16 protein-coding genes and 1 pseudogene are annotated in these 15,562 nt (G+C 73.0%); 8 read left to right on the top strand and 9 right to left on the bottom strand.

Annotation, left to right across the window (positions count from 1 at the left end; all coding sequences use genetic code 11):
* Positions 1 to 3: 3 nt before the first annotated feature.
* From AC067N_RS09930 to AC067N_RS09915, 4 genes and pseudogenes are all read right to left on the bottom strand, one after another.
* Entirely contained in the window at positions 4 to 1,710 is a 1,707-nt protein-coding gene (locus AC067N_RS09930; RefSeq protein ID WP_478678388.1) for a bifunctional 3'-5' exonuclease/DNA polymerase, read from the bottom strand.
* A gap of 183 nt (positions 1,711 to 1,893) precedes the next feature.
* On the bottom strand, positions 1,894 to 2,619 hold the full coding sequence (locus AC067N_RS09925) for a Clp protease N-terminal domain-containing protein (RefSeq protein WP_478678387.1): 726 nt from the start codon (positions 2,617 to 2,619) through the stop codon (positions 1,894 to 1,896).
* Positions 2,620 to 2,718: 99 nt separating this feature from the next.
* On the bottom strand, positions 2,719 to 4,818 hold the full coding sequence (locus AC067N_RS09920; protein WP_478678386.1) for an ABC transporter permease: 2,100 nt from the start codon (positions 4,816 to 4,818) through the stop codon (positions 2,719 to 2,721).
* A 467-nt stretch (positions 4,819 to 5,285) separates the two neighbouring features.
* Positions 5,286 to 6,044, bottom strand: a pseudogene (locus tag AC067N_RS09915) (ABC transporter ATP-binding protein); the annotation flags it as partial.
* Positions 6,045 to 6,153: 109 nt separating this feature from the next.
* Between AC067N_RS09915 and AC067N_RS09910 the strand changes: the two are divergent.
* Positions 6,154 to 7,395: a DUF2786 domain-containing protein gene (locus tag AC067N_RS09910; RefSeq protein ID WP_478678385.1), complete on the top strand. Its 1,242-nt coding sequence runs from the start codon at positions 6,154 to 6,156 to the stop codon at positions 7,393 to 7,395.
* A gap of 30 nt (positions 7,396 to 7,425) precedes the next feature.
* On the opposite strand, the gene AC067N_RS09905 is transcribed toward AC067N_RS09910, so the two are convergent.
* The 4 genes from AC067N_RS09905 to rpmB form a co-directional block, all read right to left on the bottom strand.
* On the bottom strand, positions 7,426 to 7,995 hold the full coding sequence (locus AC067N_RS09905; RefSeq protein ID WP_478678384.1) for a DUF4232 domain-containing protein: 570 nt from the start codon (positions 7,993 to 7,995) through the stop codon (positions 7,426 to 7,428).
* Positions 7,996 to 8,171: 176 nt separating this feature from the next.
* The gene (locus AC067N_RS09900; protein ID WP_478678383.1) at positions 8,172 to 8,702 is read right to left on the bottom strand and encodes a hypothetical protein; all 531 of its coding nucleotides are present in this window, start codon (positions 8,700 to 8,702) and stop codon (positions 8,172 to 8,174) included.
* A gap of 165 nt (positions 8,703 to 8,867) precedes the next feature.
* Positions 8,868 to 9,173, bottom strand: coding sequence for a 30S ribosomal protein S14 (gene rpsN / locus AC067N_RS09895; protein ID WP_478678382.1), 306 nt, complete (start codon positions 9,171 to 9,173; stop codon positions 8,868 to 8,870).
* On the bottom strand, positions 9,173 to 9,409 hold the full coding sequence (rpmB, locus tag AC067N_RS09890) for a 50S ribosomal protein L28 (protein WP_123541876.1): 237 nt from the start codon (positions 9,407 to 9,409) through the stop codon (positions 9,173 to 9,175). The genes rpsN and rpmB overlap by 1 nt, the downstream gene beginning before the upstream one ends.
* A gap of 62 nt (positions 9,410 to 9,471) precedes the next feature.
* Between rpmB and rpmG the strand changes: the two genes are divergently transcribed.
* The 5 genes from rpmG to AC067N_RS09865 all read left to right on the top strand — a co-directional run bounded on the left by rpmG (position 9,472) and on the right by AC067N_RS09865 (position 12,042).
* Complete coding sequence (gene rpmG, locus AC067N_RS09885) at positions 9,472 to 9,636, top strand: 50S ribosomal protein L33 (protein ID WP_052836384.1); 165 nt, start codon at positions 9,472 to 9,474, stop codon at positions 9,634 to 9,636.
* 5 nt (positions 9,637 to 9,641) lie between these two features.
* Positions 9,642 to 9,893, top strand: coding sequence for a type B 50S ribosomal protein L31 (locus AC067N_RS09880; RefSeq protein WP_286255838.1), 252 nt, complete (start codon positions 9,642 to 9,644; stop codon positions 9,891 to 9,893).
* Between the two features lie 5 nt (positions 9,894 to 9,898).
* Entirely contained in the window at positions 9,899 to 11,128 is a 1,230-nt protein-coding gene (locus AC067N_RS09875) for a CobW family GTP-binding protein (RefSeq protein WP_478678381.1), read from the top strand.
* 3 nt (positions 11,129 to 11,131) lie between these two features.
* A complete protein-coding gene (rpsR, locus tag AC067N_RS09870) occupies positions 11,132 to 11,365 on the top strand; it encodes a 30S ribosomal protein S18 (protein WP_478678380.1) in 234 nt (77 codons plus the stop codon).
* A 410-nt stretch (positions 11,366 to 11,775) separates the two neighbouring features.
* Entirely contained in the window at positions 11,776 to 12,042 is a 267-nt protein-coding gene (locus AC067N_RS09865) for a DUF397 domain-containing protein (protein WP_107465361.1), read from the top strand.
* 72 nt (positions 12,043 to 12,114) lie between these two features.
* Here AC067N_RS09865 and AC067N_RS09860 read toward each other — a convergent pair whose 3' ends face one another.
* On the bottom strand, positions 12,115 to 12,609 hold the full coding sequence (locus AC067N_RS09860) for an ATP-binding protein (protein ID WP_478678379.1): 495 nt from the start codon (positions 12,607 to 12,609) through the stop codon (positions 12,115 to 12,117).
* Between the two features lie 432 nt (positions 12,610 to 13,041).
* Here AC067N_RS09860 and AC067N_RS09855 point away from each other — a divergent pair, with 432 nt between their 5' ends.
* Together AC067N_RS09855 and AC067N_RS09850 are read left to right on the top strand one after the other, a co-directional pair.
* The gene (locus AC067N_RS09855) at positions 13,042 to 13,878 is read left to right on the top strand and encodes a helix-turn-helix domain-containing protein (protein ID WP_478678711.1); all 837 of its coding nucleotides are present in this window, start codon (positions 13,042 to 13,044) and stop codon (positions 13,876 to 13,878) included.
* A gap of 139 nt (positions 13,879 to 14,017) precedes the next feature.
* Positions 14,018 to 15,478 carry an aldehyde dehydrogenase family protein gene (locus AC067N_RS09850; RefSeq protein ID WP_478678378.1) on the top strand — a complete coding sequence of 487 codons (1,461 nt, stop codon included), beginning with the start codon at positions 14,018 to 14,020 and terminating at the stop codon, positions 15,476 to 15,478.
* The last annotated feature ends 84 nt before the right edge of the window (positions 15,479 to 15,562 follow it).

Raw genomic sequence — 15,562 nt, 5'->3', positions numbered from 1 at the left:
CGGTCATTTGGCGTCGGCATAGCACTCCACCACCGCCGTGGTGAACGGGAACCGCACCGGTGTCTCCCCGAACGTCAGCCGTCCCGACAGCTCCGACGCCTCCCGGATGGCGGCCACCACCGTGTCCGCCTCCTCGGCGGGGCAGTGCACGATCACCTCGTCGTGCTGGAAGAAGACCAGCTCGGCGGCCATACCGGCGAGGCCGCGGCGGAGCGCCGCGAGGAGGAGCAGCGTCCAGTCGGCGGCGCTGCCCTGGACGACGAAGTTACGGGCGAAGCGGCCGCGGGCTCGGGAGTTGGTGGAGGCGTACCCGGGCACCCACTCGGTGGTCTGCTCCTGGTCGCCGCCGTCGGACCCGGCGTCGGCCTGGGGGATGCCCGCCTCCTCGCCCGCCGCGTCGGAGGCCCCGGCCGCCGGCGGGCACGTACGCCCCAGCCAGGTCCGCACCAGCCGGCCCTCCTCACCCGCGCGGGCCGCGTCGTCGACGTACTGGACGGCCCTGGGGAAGCGGCGGCGCAGCGCGGCGAGGTTCTTGAGGCCGTCCCCGGACGTCTGCCCGTACACGGCACCGAGGACGGCGAGCTTGGCCTGGGCGCGGTCGCCGGCGAAGGCCCGGTCGGAGACGGCCTGGTAGAGGTCGGTCTCCCGCCCGGCGACCTCCATGAGCCCCGGGTCGCGGGAGATCGCGGCGAGGACCCGGGGTTCCATCTGGTCGGCGTCGGCGACGACGAGGCGCCAGCCGGGGTCGGCGACACAGGCCCGGCGGATCACCTTCGGGATCTGGAGCGCGCCCCCGCCGTTGGTGACCCACCGGCCGGTGACGGTGCCGTGGGCGAGGAACTCCGGGCGGAAGCGGCCGTCCCGGACCCAGTCCTGGAGCCAGGACCAGCCGTGCGCCACCCAGATGCGGTACAGCCGCTTGTACTCCAGGAGCGGCTTCACGGCGGGGTGGTCGAGGGACTCGATCTCCCAGCGCCGGGTGGAGCGGACCCGGATCCCCGCCTGCCCGAACGCCCTGACGACATCGGCCGGCAGATCGGGCCGCACCCGGCGGCCGAACGCCTGCGACACCTCGTCGGCGAGCTCGGCCAGCCGGCGCGGCTCGCCGCCGCCCGCGTACCGCTCGCCGAGCAGTTCGTGCAGGACCCGGCGGTGGACGTCCGCCCGCCAGGGCAGTCCGGCGCGGTTCATCTCGGCGGCGACGAGCATGCCGGCCGACTCCGCGGCGGTCAGCAGCCGCATCCGCTCCGGGTGGGCGGTGGCGTCGTGCCGTCGCTGCTGGTCGGCGTAGACCTCGATCAGGTCGGTGAGGGGGACGTGGGCCGGGCGGGGCTCGAAGAGGGACGGCTGGGCGCCCGGTTCGGCGGAGCGGAGGGGCGGGTCCGGAGGGACCGGGGTGTGGCGGAGGCGGGCCAGGGCGGCGGCCGCCGAGCGGGGTTCGCCGAGGCGGCCCTCGTGGCCGAGGAGCAGGGTCTCGGCGTCCTCGACGTCGTAGCACCGCTCGACGCGGACGCCGTCGGCGAGCAGCCGCGGGTAGATCTCGGCGGTGGCCCGCCAGACCCACCGCCCGACCTCCGGCTCCCGCCGCCGCACGGCCTGCGCGAGGTCCGGCTCCCGCGTCACGGGCCCCGCGGGCAGCCCGTCCGCTCCGAGGGGGGCGACTTCGGCGCCGCCGTCCTCGGTCGGTGCGAGAGCCCACCGGTCGGTCATGAGGGTGAGTGTCGCAGGGGGGTCTGACAATGACGCGCCGGGAGAACTCGGGGGTGCGGGTGCGGGTGCGGGTGCGGGTGCGGGTGGGGGTTTCTAGCGCAGTTCCCGGCGCCCCTGTAGGAACGGGCAGGCGGCCCGTCCTTCCACCCCACCCACCCGCACCCGAACGCGGACCCCTGCCCCCTACCCCTTCCCCTCGGTCACCGCCCGCAGCGCCCGTGCCACGTCCTCCTCCGTCGCCGCCTTGGTGATGCCCAGCCCGCTCAGGACGCCCTCCCCGTTCTCGAACTCCAGGAGCGCGAGGAGGATGTGCTCGGTGCCGACGTAGTTGTGACCCAGCCGCAGCGCCTCGCGGAACGTGAGTTCGAGGACCTTCTTGGCGTCGGAGCCGTAGGGGATCAGCTCGGGAACCTCGTCCGCGGCCGGCGGCAGCAGGGCCGTCGCCGCCTCCCGCACCGCCTCCGGCGAGACCCCTTGCGCGACGATTGCCTTGGCCGCGAGCCCCTCCGGCTCGGCGAGGAGGCCGAGGACGAGATGGGCCGGCAGGCCCTCGGGGTTCCCTGCGGCCTTGGCCTCGCTGTGCGCCACCATGACCACGTTGCGGGCCCGCGGGGTGTAGCGGGCGAAGCCCGCGTTGGGATCGAGGTCGGCCTCGGCCTTCGGCACGAACCGCTTCTGCGCCGCCTGCCGGGTCACCCCCATGCTCTTGCCGATCTCGGTCCAGGACGCGCCGGAACGCCGTGCCTGGTCCACGAAGTGGCCGATCAGATGGTCGGCCACGTCACCGAGGTGGTCCGCGGCGATCACCGCGTCCTGGAGCTGTTCGAGCGGTTCCGGGTGGACCTTCTTGATGGCGTCGATGAGGTCGTCGAGACGCACGGATGCCGTGACTCGCGGGTTCGTCGTCATGTGTCAACCGTAAGTTGACACGAGGGGGGTGTCAACTCGAAGTTGACACCCCGTGGTCCGTCTCCCGGCCTCCCCGCCCGCCGTCCGAGAGGCGCCCGGTCAGAACCCCAGCGGCGCCCCCAGCACCCCCAACGCCCCCACCAGCCCCGCCAGATTGACCGCCGAGACCGCCGTCCCGAGTACGGCCCCCACCGTCACCGCGACCAGCGCCTCGCCCGCCACCACCACCCGGACCTGCCCCCGCGTGGCCCCCGCCAGCCGCAACGACCGCAGCTCGGCCCCCCGCGCCGACGTGGCCATGAGCAGCGTCCCGGCCAGCGAGATCCCCGCGTACACGAGGGCGATCCCCAGCACCACGAAGAGTCCGAGCCGGGTCTGGGCCCCGCTCCCCGGCCGGTTGGCCTCCAGCCACTCCCCGGCGGACCACACCCGCCCTGCGGTCCCGGACTTCCGCAGGGCGGCCCCGACCGCCTCCCGGTCCGCGCCGCCCCGGACCCGTATCTCGATCCGGTCCACCCCGGCGCCGCCCGCGTTCGCGGTGGTCACGTAGGCCCCGTTGTCGCCGGTCCCGCGCGCGAGCACCGCCACGATGCGCAGTCGTACGGGCCGCCCGTCGCCGAGCCAGACCCGCACCGACCGGCCCACCTCGGGCCGCTCCCACTCCTCGTTCACGACGATGGAGCGGTCATCGAGGTCCCGTACGTCACCGGCGACCACCGGCAGTCGCGACACCGCCGCGAACGCCGCCACATCCGTCACCGCCCGTGCGTCCGACCGTACGAGCGCGGTCTCCTCCTCCTTCACGTACACGGCGGTGGAGGCCGACGGGGACACGGCCGACGCGCCCGGCCCGACCGGCGTCCGCGCCCGGGCCGCGCTCGCCCCGTCCCGCTCGGCTCGTCCGCCCCACCGGCGCAGCTCGTCCGGTGTGCCCGTCACCACGAAGTCGGCCCGCGTCCGGGCCTCCGCCTCCGCCGCCTTCGCCGCGGCCACCGTCGCGGAGGCCCCCAGCAGCGAGCCGGCCAGCGCCACCGTCACCAGCACCGGTGCCGCGACCGCGGCGGTGCGCCGCACGGACGTGGCCGCGTTCTCGCGGACCAGCAGACCGACGGCGCCGGGCAGCGCAGCGCCCACCAGCCGCACGAGGGGGCGGACGAGCAGCGGCGCGAGGGCCGCGACCGCGGTGATCAGCAGCATCGGCTGGGTGGTGTACGTCTTCCGCTTCAGCAGCTCCGCCGGGTCCGTGCCCAGTTTCCAGGCCGTCAGTCCCAGTCCGGCCGCCAGCAGGACGACCCCGATCACCCGGCGCGACCGCGGCAGCACCGCCGTGTCCACGGCCGCCTCCCGCAACGCCTCGACGGGACCGATCCGTCCGGCGCGTCGCGCGGCGACCCATGCCCCGGCGAACGCCACGGACACCCCGGTCCAGAAGGCGACGTGGTACGGCCACACGACCGACTCCGGCAGCGCGAACCAGGTCGGCGCCACCCCGCCCGCCACCAACTCCCGGATCAGCAGCGGCGCGCCCCGGGTGCCCAGCGCGCACCCGGCCGCCGACGCCGCGACCCCGACCGCCAGCGCCTCCCCGAGCAGCAGCCGCCGCACCTGCCCCGGTGTGGCGCCCGCCATCCGCAGCAGTCCGAACTCCCTTCTGCGCAGGGCCACGACGAAGGCGAAGGTGGACGCCGTCACGAACACCGACACGAAGGCGGTGACCCCGGCGGCCGTGCCCAGCAGCGAGTTGACGGCGACCAGCGCTTCCGCGTCCCGCTCGTACGACGGGTCGACCCGTCGGCGGTCGTCCCCGGTCAGCACCCGGGCCCGATCACCGACGACGGCCCGTACGTCCGCGGCGGGTGCGTCCACCGCGACGGCGTCCCGCGCCGCCGTGCCGTCCGTCCGCACCGGCCCCAGTTCCCGAAGGTCCGCGAGCAGCCGGCCGTCCACAGGGTGTGGACGGGCCAGCTTCTTCGACACCCGCGCGGTACCGTCCCCCCGCTCCACCTCGACCGTGAGCGTGTCGATGCCCGCCACCACGACGGGGGAGGAGGCGAACCGCTCGGGCTCGCGCACGGGCGGATCCAAGGTGGCGGCCACCCCCAGCCCCATGACCGCCACCACCCCCACCCCGAGCGCGACGGCCACGAACGACCCCACCAGCGCGGCCCACCGCGCCCGCAGCGACGCCAGACTCAACACGTCCCGCTCCCCGCGCCCTCGCACGACCCGCCAGCCGCGCCATCCGTCCCGGCTGGCCCCGCTGGCCCGGCTGGCCCGGCTGGCCCGGCTGGCCGGGCGGGTCCGGCCTGGCCGACGGTCTCGGTGGGTTCGGCGGCTCGGCCCGGCTCGTGGGTTCCGGTCGTGCCGGCGGGTCTGGCAGATCGGCCCGCCTTGGGCGTTCCGGCGGTTCTGGCGGCTCCGGGTCCGTGTGGTCTGGCGGTCTCGGTGGGTTCGGCGGATCGGCCCGGCTTGTGCGTTCCGGCCGTTCCGGCGGATTCGGCGGATCCGGCCGACTCGTGCGCTTCGGTCGTCCCGGTGGGCCGGACAGCCCCGGCGGCCCCGTCAGGTCCGGCGGCCCCGTCAGGTCCGGCCGACTCGCGTGCCCCGGCGGACTCGCGTGCCCCGGCCGACTCGTGGGGCCCGGTCGCCCTGTCGGCCCCCGACCCCCGCTCCAGCCCCGCCAGGCGCGCCGCCACCGTCTCCGCCGACGGACCGGCCAGCTCTCCGCCCACCCGTCCGTCGACGAGGAACACCACCCGGTCCGCGTACGAGGCGGCCACCGGGTCGTGCGTGACCATGACCGTGGTCTGCCCTTCCCGGTACACCAGCTCGCGCAGCAGCCCGAGCACCTCTCGGGCGGCCGTGGTGTCGAGCGCGCCCGTCGGCTCGTCGCCGAACAGCACCGCGGGCCGGGTGATCAGCGCCCGCGCCAACGCCACCCGCTGCTGCTGCCCGCCGGACAGCTCGGCCGGACGGTGCGCGGCCCGCTCGGCGAGCCCCACCCGGTCGAGCGCCGCACGCACCGCGCCCCGCGGCGGCCGCCGCCCGGCGAGCCGCAGCGGCAGGGCGACGTTCTGGGCGGCGGTCAGCGAGGGCAGCAGATTGAAGGCCTGGAAGACGAACCCGATCCGGTCCCGCCGCAACAGCGTCAGCCGCCGCTCGCTCAGCCCGCCCAGCTCGACCCCGTCGACCCGCACCGTTCCGCCCGACGGCCGGTCCAGTCCCGCCGCGCACTGCAACAACGTCGACTTCCCCGACCCCGACGGCCCCATGACCGCCGTGAAGGTCCCCGCGGCGAAGTCGAGATCCACCCCGTCCAGGGCGACGACGTCCCCGTACGCCCGCCGCAGCCCCCGCACCCGTACGGCCGCCGATGCCCCGGCGGCGGACGCCTCCGGCGTGCCCGTTCTCTCTGTCCTGGTCATGCCCCCAAGGGAACCGTCCGGGGTCCGCCCGCACACGACCACTGGAGGGCGTCCCGGGGTAGGGGCAGCCCCACCCCCGCCCCGCCCGCGCCATGACACGATCGAACACGTGAGTACGACCAGCACGGTGGACCGCGCCTTCGAGGCCGCCCTCTACGCCGACACCGACGCCGCCCTCGACACCGGCGCCTCCCTGCTCGCCGCCGATCCCGCGACCGACGCGGAGGTCGCCCGGCGCGGCCGGGAGTTCGTCGCGGGCGCCTGGCGACGCGGCTGGCAGCCCGCCGACGTCGTACGCCTTGTCCGGCGCGAGCTGGAGGACGCCCACGTACGACTGGCCGCACGCCTCATCGTCGACGAGCACGACGAGGAGCGGGGCGAGGAGCGGGGCGAGGAGCGGGGCGAGCGGCACCGGAACGGGCAGGCGCCCGGCGGTGGACGACGGCAGCACCCGAGCCCCCGCTGGGCGGCCCAGCTCGACGAGGCCAGGGCCCTCGCCGAACCCGCACCCGCGTCCGAGAGCGGTCCCCGCGGCGACCGCTTCTCCCGGGCCACCACCGCCCTGGAGCTGTACCGGCTCCTCCTGCGGCTGCCCACCCTCGAACCCCTGGACCGTCCCCGGGACGGCGGCGCGCCCGCGTCCCACCACCCCGAGTCCCGGATGCTCACCCGTATCCGCGCCCTCCTCGCCAAGGCGGAGGCCACCGGCTTCCCCGAGGAGGCGGAGGCGCTCAGCGCGAAGGCGCAGGAGCTGATGGCTCGGCACAGCATCGACGAGGCGCTGCTGGCGGCCCGTACGCACGCGAAGGACGCGCCCGGTGCCTGCCGGATCGGGGTGGACGCGCCGTACGAGACGGCCAAGGCGGTGCTCCTCGACGCCGTCGCCCGCGCGAACCGATGCGAGGCGGTCTGGAACGAGGCCCTCGGCTTCTCCACGGTCGTCGGGTTCGAGGCCGACCTGGAGTCCGTGGAACTGCTCTACACCTCGCTCCTAGTCCAGGCCACCACCGCCATGACGAAGGCGGAGGCGGCCCAGCGCAAGGGCGGCCGCAAACGGACCAAGACCTTCCGGCAGTCCTTCCTGGCCGCCTACGCCCACCGGATAGGGGACCGGCTGGCAGCCGCCGCCGAGGCCCAGGTCGAGCAGACGGAGGGCGACGGCACCCCGGAACAGGACCTCCTGCCCGTGCTCGCCGCCCGCGGCGTCGCCGTCCGGGAACGGTTCACCCGGCTGTTCCCGGACACCGTCACCACCCGCGTACGGGGCGTCAGCGATGCCGCCGGCTGGCAGCAGGGCGCCGAGGCGGCCGACCGTGCCCAGGTCAGGGCCCGGCCCCGGCTGCCGTCATGAGCGGGGCACGGCCCACGCGCCGATGCCCGCTCAGTCACCCACCGGCGTGAACGGTCCCACCGACGCGTCCAGCGTGCCGCCCGACCGGATCGCGACCTCGGCATCCGGCCAGTCGTAGGTGTTGGCCTTGTTCTCGCCCGGCAGGCTGAAGCTCAGCTTCTCCACGTCGGCGCTCCGCTGCGCGTCACCGGCGACCCCGCGCACATACGCGATGGTGAAGGTGACCGACTGGCCCTCCGCGAGGGTCAGTTCGGCGCCCGCGGCCGCCCCCTCCTGCGGCGCGAGCGGCCAGGACTTCCCGCCGGCGACCAGTTCGACGCGGGCGAGGCCCTTCACGGTGCAGGGGGCACCGCTCTTGTTGGTGACCGTGACCGGCACGGCGCCCTCGTCGCCGGCGGTCGGCGCGGCACTGCTGGGCCCCACCTCGAACGCGGCCTTCGCGGCGACGCACGCGGCTCCCTTCCCGCTGCCGCCGGACGTGGTGGCGGTGGGGGCCGTCCGGTCCCCGTCGCCGGTGTCATCCCCGTCGTCCCCGCCGCAGGCGGTCAGGGTGAGAGCCGCGAGGAGCGCGGCGGCGATGGCGGTCGGAGCGGTACGCATGGGGTTCCCGTGAGGTTCGTGGCTGTCGCAGCCGGTGCTGGTGTGAAGGTACGAACGGGCCGTGGAACCCGGGGGTTCCACGGCCCGCACGCCACATGATCGGACGCCTCGGAGCAGGACGGGTACGATCCCGCCGCCCGCGTCGGGCTGCCGAGCCGGGCCGCCCGCGCGGAAGCCTACGACCCCGACGCCGCCGTCGGCAGATCCGTCGGCAGCCCGGAGGGAAGCGCGCCCTCGGTCTTCTGGAAGGTCTCCTCGCCGACCTTGCCCTCCCAGGTGACCGTGAGGGACTTGGAGTTCACGGAGTCGACCATGCCCGAGGTGCGGTCCTTGCTGCCGTCGGTGCACTTGAGCTCGATCATCTGCATGTTCGCCTCGTCGGAGACCTTGCCGCTGCACACCGTGCCGCCCACGACGAACAGCGCGGCCTCGTCGCCGGTCACGAAGAGGGCGACCGCCTTGCCGCCCGTCGTGGCGAGCCAGCTGCCCTGGAGCTTCGCGTCGCCGCCGGCGGAACCACCGGAGTCGGTGCCGCCGTCTGCCGTGCCCGTCGAGGTCGGGGTGGCCTTCGGCTCCTTCGCCTCGGAGTCACTGTCGTCGCTGCTGCACCCGGTCAGCACGAGCGCCGCCGTCAGCCCGGCGGCCGCGGCCCCGACACGCATGCGCCGGCGGGCCGAGGTGCCCCTCGTCGCGGTCCTTGCCGTCATCGCCGTAGTCACTGAGGTCTCCCCAAGGTATGGCCGGATCCGGTCGCCGCGGCGACAGCGGCAAGCTACCAGGAGCCCCACGCCACCGGTTCGCCGGGAACTCCGAGACCCCCAACCCCCTGACGACGCCCGCCCGGTGTACGACGGCCCCGCGCCCCCGTCAGCTCACCAGGACGACTTGCGCACCCCCGGCAGATACCCGGCGTGGGCCTGCTCCCGCAGGCTCACGCGGGACAGGCCGAACGCCCGGAAGTATCCGCGCGGCCTGCCGTCCACACTGTCCCGGTTGCGGACGCGCGTCGCGCTCGCGTCGCGCGGCTGCCGGGCCAACTCCCGCCGCGCCGCGAGCCGCTCGGCGTCCGTGGAGGACGGCCGCCGGATGATCTCCTTCAGCTCGGCGCGCCGCTCGGCGTACCGGGCGACGATCTCCCGCCGCCTGTCGTTCTTCGCGATCTTGCTCTTCTTCGCCATCAGACCCGCACCCCCCGCGCACGGATACGCGCGACGGCCGCCTCGACGCCGATGACGTCCACGGTCTTGATCCCCTTCGCGCTCAGCCGGAGCCGTACGTACCGGTTCTCGCTCGGCAGCCAGTACCGCTTGGACTGGATGTTCGGGTCGAAGCGGCGGGACGTGCGCCGGTGGGAGTGCGAGATGCGGTTGCCGAACCCGGGCTGGGCGCCGGTCAGCATGCAGTGCGCGGACAAGGGTGATGCACCTCTCTCTGGTCGCTGATGTAAATGGAATTCATTTTCAGTAAGATACCAGCATGGCACGCAACGAACTCCGCCCGGTCATCAAGCTCCGGTCCACGGCCGGCACGGGCTACACGTACGTCACCCGCAAGAACCGCCGGAACGACCCGGACCGGCTGACGCTGCGCAAGTACGACCCGATGGCGGGCCGCCACGTCGACTTCCGAGAGGAGCGCTGACCACGATGAAGAAGGACATCCACCCCTCGTACGGGCCCGTCGTCTTCCGGGACCGCGCCGCGAACCACACCTTCCTCACCCGCTCGACGATGACGAGCGAGAAGACCATCGAGTGGGAGGACGGCAACACGTACCCCGTGGTCGACGTCGAGATCTCGAACGTCAGCCACCCCTTCTACACGGGCACCGCGCGCGTGCTGGACACGGCGGGCCGCGTGGAGAAGTTCGAGAAGCGGTACGGGAAGAAGCGGGGCTGACCGACGTGACCCAGCTGTCTGTCGCGATCGTCGGCGGGCTGCACGCCGACGCCCGGCGGGCCGCCGTCGAGGCGCTGCTCGCCGGGGTCCCGGGCAGCGTCGCGCTGCACCACGACCTGTCCACCGCCGTCGACGGCACGGTCCTGCGGACGATCCGGGACGCCGCGGGACCCGTCTCCACCGGCGAGACCCCGCTCGTCAACGACTGTGCCTGCTGCGCCCTGCGCGAGGACCTCGTCCCCGAACTGGAGCGCCTCGCCGAGGCGGGCCTCACCCGCCTCGCGGTGGTCGAACTCTGGGACTCGGTCGAGCCCAAGGCCATGGCCGAGGTCGTCGCGGCGAGCGGGCTGCCGCTGACCTCGGTGATCACGGCGGTCGACCCCGGCCTCCTGCTGCCCTACCTCGGCAACGGCGACGACCTCGCCGAGGCCGGCCTGGCCGCCGCCCCGACCGACCAGCGCACCGTCGCCGACACCTTCGCCCGCCAGCTGGAGTACGCCCCCGTCCTCGCCGTGCTCGACTCCGGGGAGGCGGACGACGAGGACCGGGCGCTCCTGGCCCAACTCCACCCCACGGCCATGCGGGTGCCCATCGAGAACAGGGGGGTGCCCCCGGTTCCCGAGGGGCGGGGGGAACCGCGCGACCGGCCACGACGCACCCGCACTCCACGACGCGCCGCAACCCCCACGGCGCCCCCCGGTTCCCTGCTCGCGGCAGCGTTCGCCGGCTTCGACGTGGAGGCCGCCGCCGCGGCCCAGCACCCCGCCTGCGCCCTGCTGCCCACCGACGCCGACGAACACGGCGTCACCACCCTCGTCTGGCACCGCCACCGCCCCTTCCACCCGGAGCGGCTGTACGCGGCCCTGGAGGACCTCTGCTGCGCGGCCGCGCGCAGCCGCGGCAGGTTCTGGCTGGCCGAACGCCCGGACACCCTGCTGCACTGGGACGCCGCCGGCGGCGCCCTGTGCGTGGAGTCGGCCGGTCCCTGGCTCGCCTCGCTGCCGGACGCGGCCTGGGACATGGTCCCCCCGGTCCGCCGCGCCGCCGCCGCGCTCGACTGGCACCCGGAGCACGGCGACCGCTGCCAGCACCTGGTCTTCACCTCGCCCGGCCTTGACCGCGAGGGCCTCGAACGACTGCTGGAGTCCTGCCTGCTCACCGACACCGAGTACGCCGCCGGGCGCGAAGCCTGGGAACGGCTGCCGCGCCCCTTCGACACCTTCCTGGAGGTCTGACCCATGGCCCGCAAACCCGAGCGGAAGCCCGCCAAGTCCCGCCCCAACCCCCTGGACCAGGCCGGGATCACCTACATCGACTACAAGGACACCGACCTGCTGCGCCGGTTCATCTCCGACCGCGGCAAGATCCGCAGCCGCCGGGTCACCCGGATCACCGCCCAGCAGCAGCGCCGGCTGGCCCGCGCGATCAAGAACGCCCGGGAGATGGCGCTCCTTCCGTATTCCTCACGGTGAGCGCACCCCGCTGACCACCACCTGACCGCCACCCCCCACCCCGGCCCCCGGCGAGGACCCACCACCTCGCCGGGGGCCGCTCCTTTCCCGCCGATCCCCGCGATCCGGAATCCCGCCGTCGACCGGCCTCCGTGAACCTCCGGGAGCCGCGCCACGTACGGAGAAGTGAAGACGTGACGTGCGAAAGGGAACAGGAACGCCCCAGGACACGTCTCTCAAGTGCCCCCGGTGCCGTAACCGCGGCACCACCCCACGTGCACGTGCATCTGACCGTGCATGCGCAGATGCATCCGCTCATGCAGTGGCACGTGAACGCAGCTATGATCCGGGGCAGTTGACTACTGCAACACCGGCCACACCAGTGCCAATGCGCTTCGAGCGCACCACTGCACCACCCCGGGGAGCGACCTGTGGACCACGACGTGTACGGCGTGGATGACGTGTACAACGGCATGGCCGCGACGGAGCTGACCGAGCTCCACGCGGTGGCCTGGCAGAAGAGCCGGCACAGCAACTCGCAGGGGAACTGCGTGGAGTTCGCGCGGCTGCCCGGCGGTGACGTGGCGGTGCGGAACTCCCGGTTCCCGGACGGGCCGGCGCTCGTCTACACCCGCGCGGAGATCGAGGCGATGCTGCTGGGTGTGAAGGACGGCGAGTTCGACCACCTGATCCGGTAACGCCTGCTCACAGGCGGCCGGTTGACGAGGTGACACGCGTAGAACCGCGGCATGGAAGCATGCCGCGGTTCCTCAGCGGTCCGAGTCGGGGCCGCCCTTCGGCGGTACGCGGAACATCGCCCACACCACCTTGCCGCTGAGCGTGCCGGTCACTGGGTGCCATCCCCAGCCGTCCGCGAAGGAGTCGACCAGGAACAACCCGCGCCCCGACTCCGCCGAGAAGTCGTCCGAGTCGCGTGCGACGGGGCTGTCATCGCTGGGATCGCGCACCGCGCACACCAGCCGCTCCGTCCAGCGCATCAGATGCAGCCGTACGGGAGGGTCCTGGACGGGGGAGTGTCCCCTGGCCGGGGGCAGGCCGTGTCGCAGGGCGTTGGTGACGAGTTCCGAGACCACGAGACAGATGTCGTCATACCGCTCGCCCATGTGCCACTCGTCGAGCGTGCACCGGGTGAACTGCCGGGCCTCGCGCACCGCTTCGTAGCGGGGCGGGAGCGCGCAGGACGCGGCGCCGGACACGGTCGCGGGATCGAGAGGCGGAAGTCCCTGCCGTAAGGGTTCGAGCATGGTCGATCCATTCGTCCCCATGCGAGGCACTCCCGGGTGTTCGCGGTCGTGGCGATGCAGCGGTGGCGCGGGACCATGGTTTCCGATGCGTACAGCAGATGCAAGGGCAGATGCACGTGCACGCGCCTGAAATGGACCCGGCGGTGCCGGTTCCTGGGCATTTCTTCCGTCACCTTGTTCCCGGATGCCGGGCGTCAACGGGCGGTCCGCCCGCGGTTCTCGGCGCTCTCCGCCGACTCTCCACGCCTCCTTCGGCCGTCCGCCGAGTCCCTGATGGCCGGTCCCGGGTCGCCCCACCCGCCCCAGGTGTTGAAGACTTTCCATTTCTGTAACCGGGCGAGTGCGGATCGGAGTGGTTTAGTGGCAGACTGCGGCCCTTGAAGAAGTTGGGGAGGCTGGACGAACGTGGGCGCCGGTGAATCGAGCGGGTCGGTGGTGAGGCGGATGCTGCTGGGCTCGCATCTCAGGCGACTGCGCGAGGCGCAGGGGATCACCCGGGAGAAGGCCGGGTACTCGATCCGGGCCTCCGAGTCGAAGATAAGTCGCATGGAGCTCGGCCGGGTGAGCTTCAAGACCCGTGACGTGGAGGACCTGTTGACGCTCTACGGCGTCACCGACGAGGCCGAGCGCACCTCCCTGCTCTCCCTCGCCAAGGAGGCGAACGTCGCGGGCTGGTGGCACAGCTACTCGGACGTCCTGCCCAGCTGGTTCCCCACCTACGTCGGGCTCGAGGCCGCCGCCCACCTCATCCGCTCCTACGAAGTGCAGTTCGTCCACGGCCTCCTGCAGACCGAGGCCTACGCCCACGCGGTCGTCGCCCGCGGGATGAAGGACGCGAGCGACGCCGAGATCGACAAGCGGGTGGCCGTCCGTATGGAACGCCAGAAGTACCTGGTCTCCGAGCGGGCCCCCGAATTCCACTGCGTCCTCGACGAGGCCGCCCTGCGCCGCCCTTACGGGGACCGCGAGGTGATGCGCGGTCAGCTCCAGCACCTCATCGAGATCTCCGAGCGCCCCAACGTCTGCCTCCAGGTCATGCCGTTCAGCTTCGGCGGCCACTCCGGGGAGAGCGGCGCCTTCACCGTTCTCAGCTTCCCGGAGTCCGACCTCTCGGATGTCGTCTACCTCGAACAGCTCACCAGCGCGCTGTACCTGGACAAGCGGGAGGACGTCGCCCAGTACGAGCGGGCGATGAAGCAGCTCCAGAACGACAGCCCGTCCCCGGCGGAGAGCCGCGATCTGCTGCGGGGACTGCTCCAGCTGTCCTGAGACCGGTGGGACTCCGCCGAGTCCCCCAATTGCCTCTCAACTCCCGCTGTACAGACGTACGATGACGTGTGATCACATCGTCATGCACTGTCGTGTGCGTACGGGTGTCCGCCCCGGCCGCAAGGGATTGAGGGATCACATGTCGTCCTACTTCACCGATCTGGCTCAGCAGTACATCGGCGGTGAGTGGCGCCCGGGCACCGGCTCCTGGGACATCATCGACTTCAACCCGTACGACGGCGAGAAGCTCGCGTCGATCACGATCGCCACGGTCGACGAGGTGGACGAGGCGTACCGGGCCGCTCGGGCCGCCCAGCGGGAGTGGGCCGAGGTCAACGCCCATGCCCGGCGCTCCGTGTTCGAGAAGGCCCTGCGGGTGGTCGAGGAGCGCGAGCAGGAGATCGCCGAGGTGATCACCGCAGAACTCGGCGGGACCCGCCTCAAGGCGGGCTTCGAGCTGCATCTCGCCAAGGAGTTCCTGCGCGAGTCGATTCAGCTGGCGCTGCGCCCGGAGGGGAGGATCATTCCCTCGCCGGTCGACGGCAAGGAGAACCGCCTCTACCGGGTGCCGGTCGGTGTGGTGGGTGTGATCAGCCCCTTCAACTTCCCGTTCCTGCTCTCCCTGAAGTCGGTCGCCCCGGCCCTCGCCCTCGGCAACGGCGTGGTGCTGAAGCCGCACCAGGACACCCCGGTCACCGGTGGCACGCTGGTCGCGAGGATCTTGGAGGAGGCGGGCCTGCCGGCCGGTCTGCTGAACGTCGTCGTCACCGACATAGCGGAGATCGGCGACGCCTTCATCGAGCACCCGATCCCCAAGGTCATCTCCTTCACCGGCTCGGACAAGGTCGGCCGCCATGTCGCCACCGTCGCCGCCTCGCACTTCAAGCGCGTGGTCCTCGAACTCGGCGGCAACAGCGCCCTGGTGGTGCTTGACGACGCGGACGTCGACTACGCGGTCGACGCGGCGGTCTTCTCGCGCTACGTCCACCAGGGCCAGGTCTGCATGGCCGCGAACCGCGTCCTGGTGGACCGTTCGGTCCAGGCCGAGTTCACCGAGAAGTTCGTGGCGAAGGTGAAGGCCCTGAAGACCGGCGACCCCCGCGACCCGGGGACGGTGATCGGCCCGGTCATCAACTCCTCGCAGGCCGACTCCCTGACCTCCGTCGTCGACCAGGCGATCGCCCAGGGCGCCACGGCGCTCGTCCGCGGCACCACCACCGACAACCTGGTCGAGCCGAGCGTCCTCACCGGCCTCCCCGCCGACTCCCCCCTCCTCCGGCAGGAGATCTTCGGCCCCATCGCCTTCCTCATCCCCTTCGACGGGGAGGAGGAGGCCGTCCGCCTCGTCAACGACACCCCGTACGGCCTCAGCGGCGCCGTCCACACCGGGGACGTCGAGCGGGGGGTGCGCTTCGCCCAGCGGATCGACACCGGCATGTTCCACGTCAACGACGGCACCGTGCACGACGAGCCCCTCGTCCCGTTCGGCGGCGAGAAGCACTCCGGCCTCGGCCGTCTGGGCGGCGAGACCACGGTGGACGCCTTCACCACCCAGAAGTGGATCTCTGTCCAGCACGGCCGCAGCCGCTTCCCCTTCTGACGCCGTCCGGCTGATCGTCCGCCGCATCTCGCACCGCCCCTGGCCCTTGCGGACCGTATCTGTCCGCAAGGGTCCGTAGCTTCG

The organism is Streptomyces sp. NPDC042364 (genome assembly GCF_056437585.1).
This window is presented reverse-complemented; position numbering and strand designations above follow the sequence as displayed.

What these genes read in the sequence shown, in the direction of transcription:
- rpsN (WP_478678382.1), bottom strand. Translation starts at nt 9,173, where the DNA reads ATGGCGAAGAAGAGCAAGATCGCGAAGAACGACAGGCGGCGGGAGATC.
- AC067N_RS09900 (WP_478678383.1), bottom strand. Translation starts at nt 8,702, where the DNA reads ATGACGGCAAGGACCGCGACGAGGGGCACCTCGGCCCGCCGGCGCATG.
- AC067N_RS09925 (WP_478678387.1), bottom strand. Translation starts at nt 2,619, where the DNA reads ATGACGACGAACCCGCGAGTCACGGCATCCGTGCGTCTCGACGACCTC.
- AC067N_RS09930 (WP_478678388.1), bottom strand. Translation starts at nt 1,710, where the DNA reads ATGACCGACCGGTGGGCTCTCGCACCGACCGAGGACGGCGGCGCCGAA.
- AC067N_RS09905 (WP_478678384.1), bottom strand. Translation starts at nt 7,995, where the DNA reads ATGCGTACCGCTCCGACCGCCATCGCCGCCGCGCTCCTCGCGGCTCTC.
- AC067N_RS09850 (WP_478678378.1), top strand. Translation starts at nt 14,018, where the DNA reads ATGTCGTCCTACTTCACCGATCTGGCTCAGCAGTACATCGGCGGTGAG.
- rpmG (WP_052836384.1), top strand. Translation starts at nt 9,472, where the DNA reads ATGGCACGCAACGAACTCCGCCCGGTCATCAAGCTCCGGTCCACGGCC.
- rpsR (WP_478678380.1), top strand. Translation starts at nt 11,132, where the DNA reads ATGGCCCGCAAACCCGAGCGGAAGCCCGCCAAGTCCCGCCCCAACCCC.
- AC067N_RS09860 (WP_478678379.1), bottom strand. Translation starts at nt 12,609, where the DNA reads ATGCTCGAACCCTTACGGCAGGGACTTCCGCCTCTCGATCCCGCGACC.
- AC067N_RS09880 (WP_286255838.1), top strand. Translation starts at nt 9,642, where the DNA reads ATGAAGAAGGACATCCACCCCTCGTACGGGCCCGTCGTCTTCCGGGAC.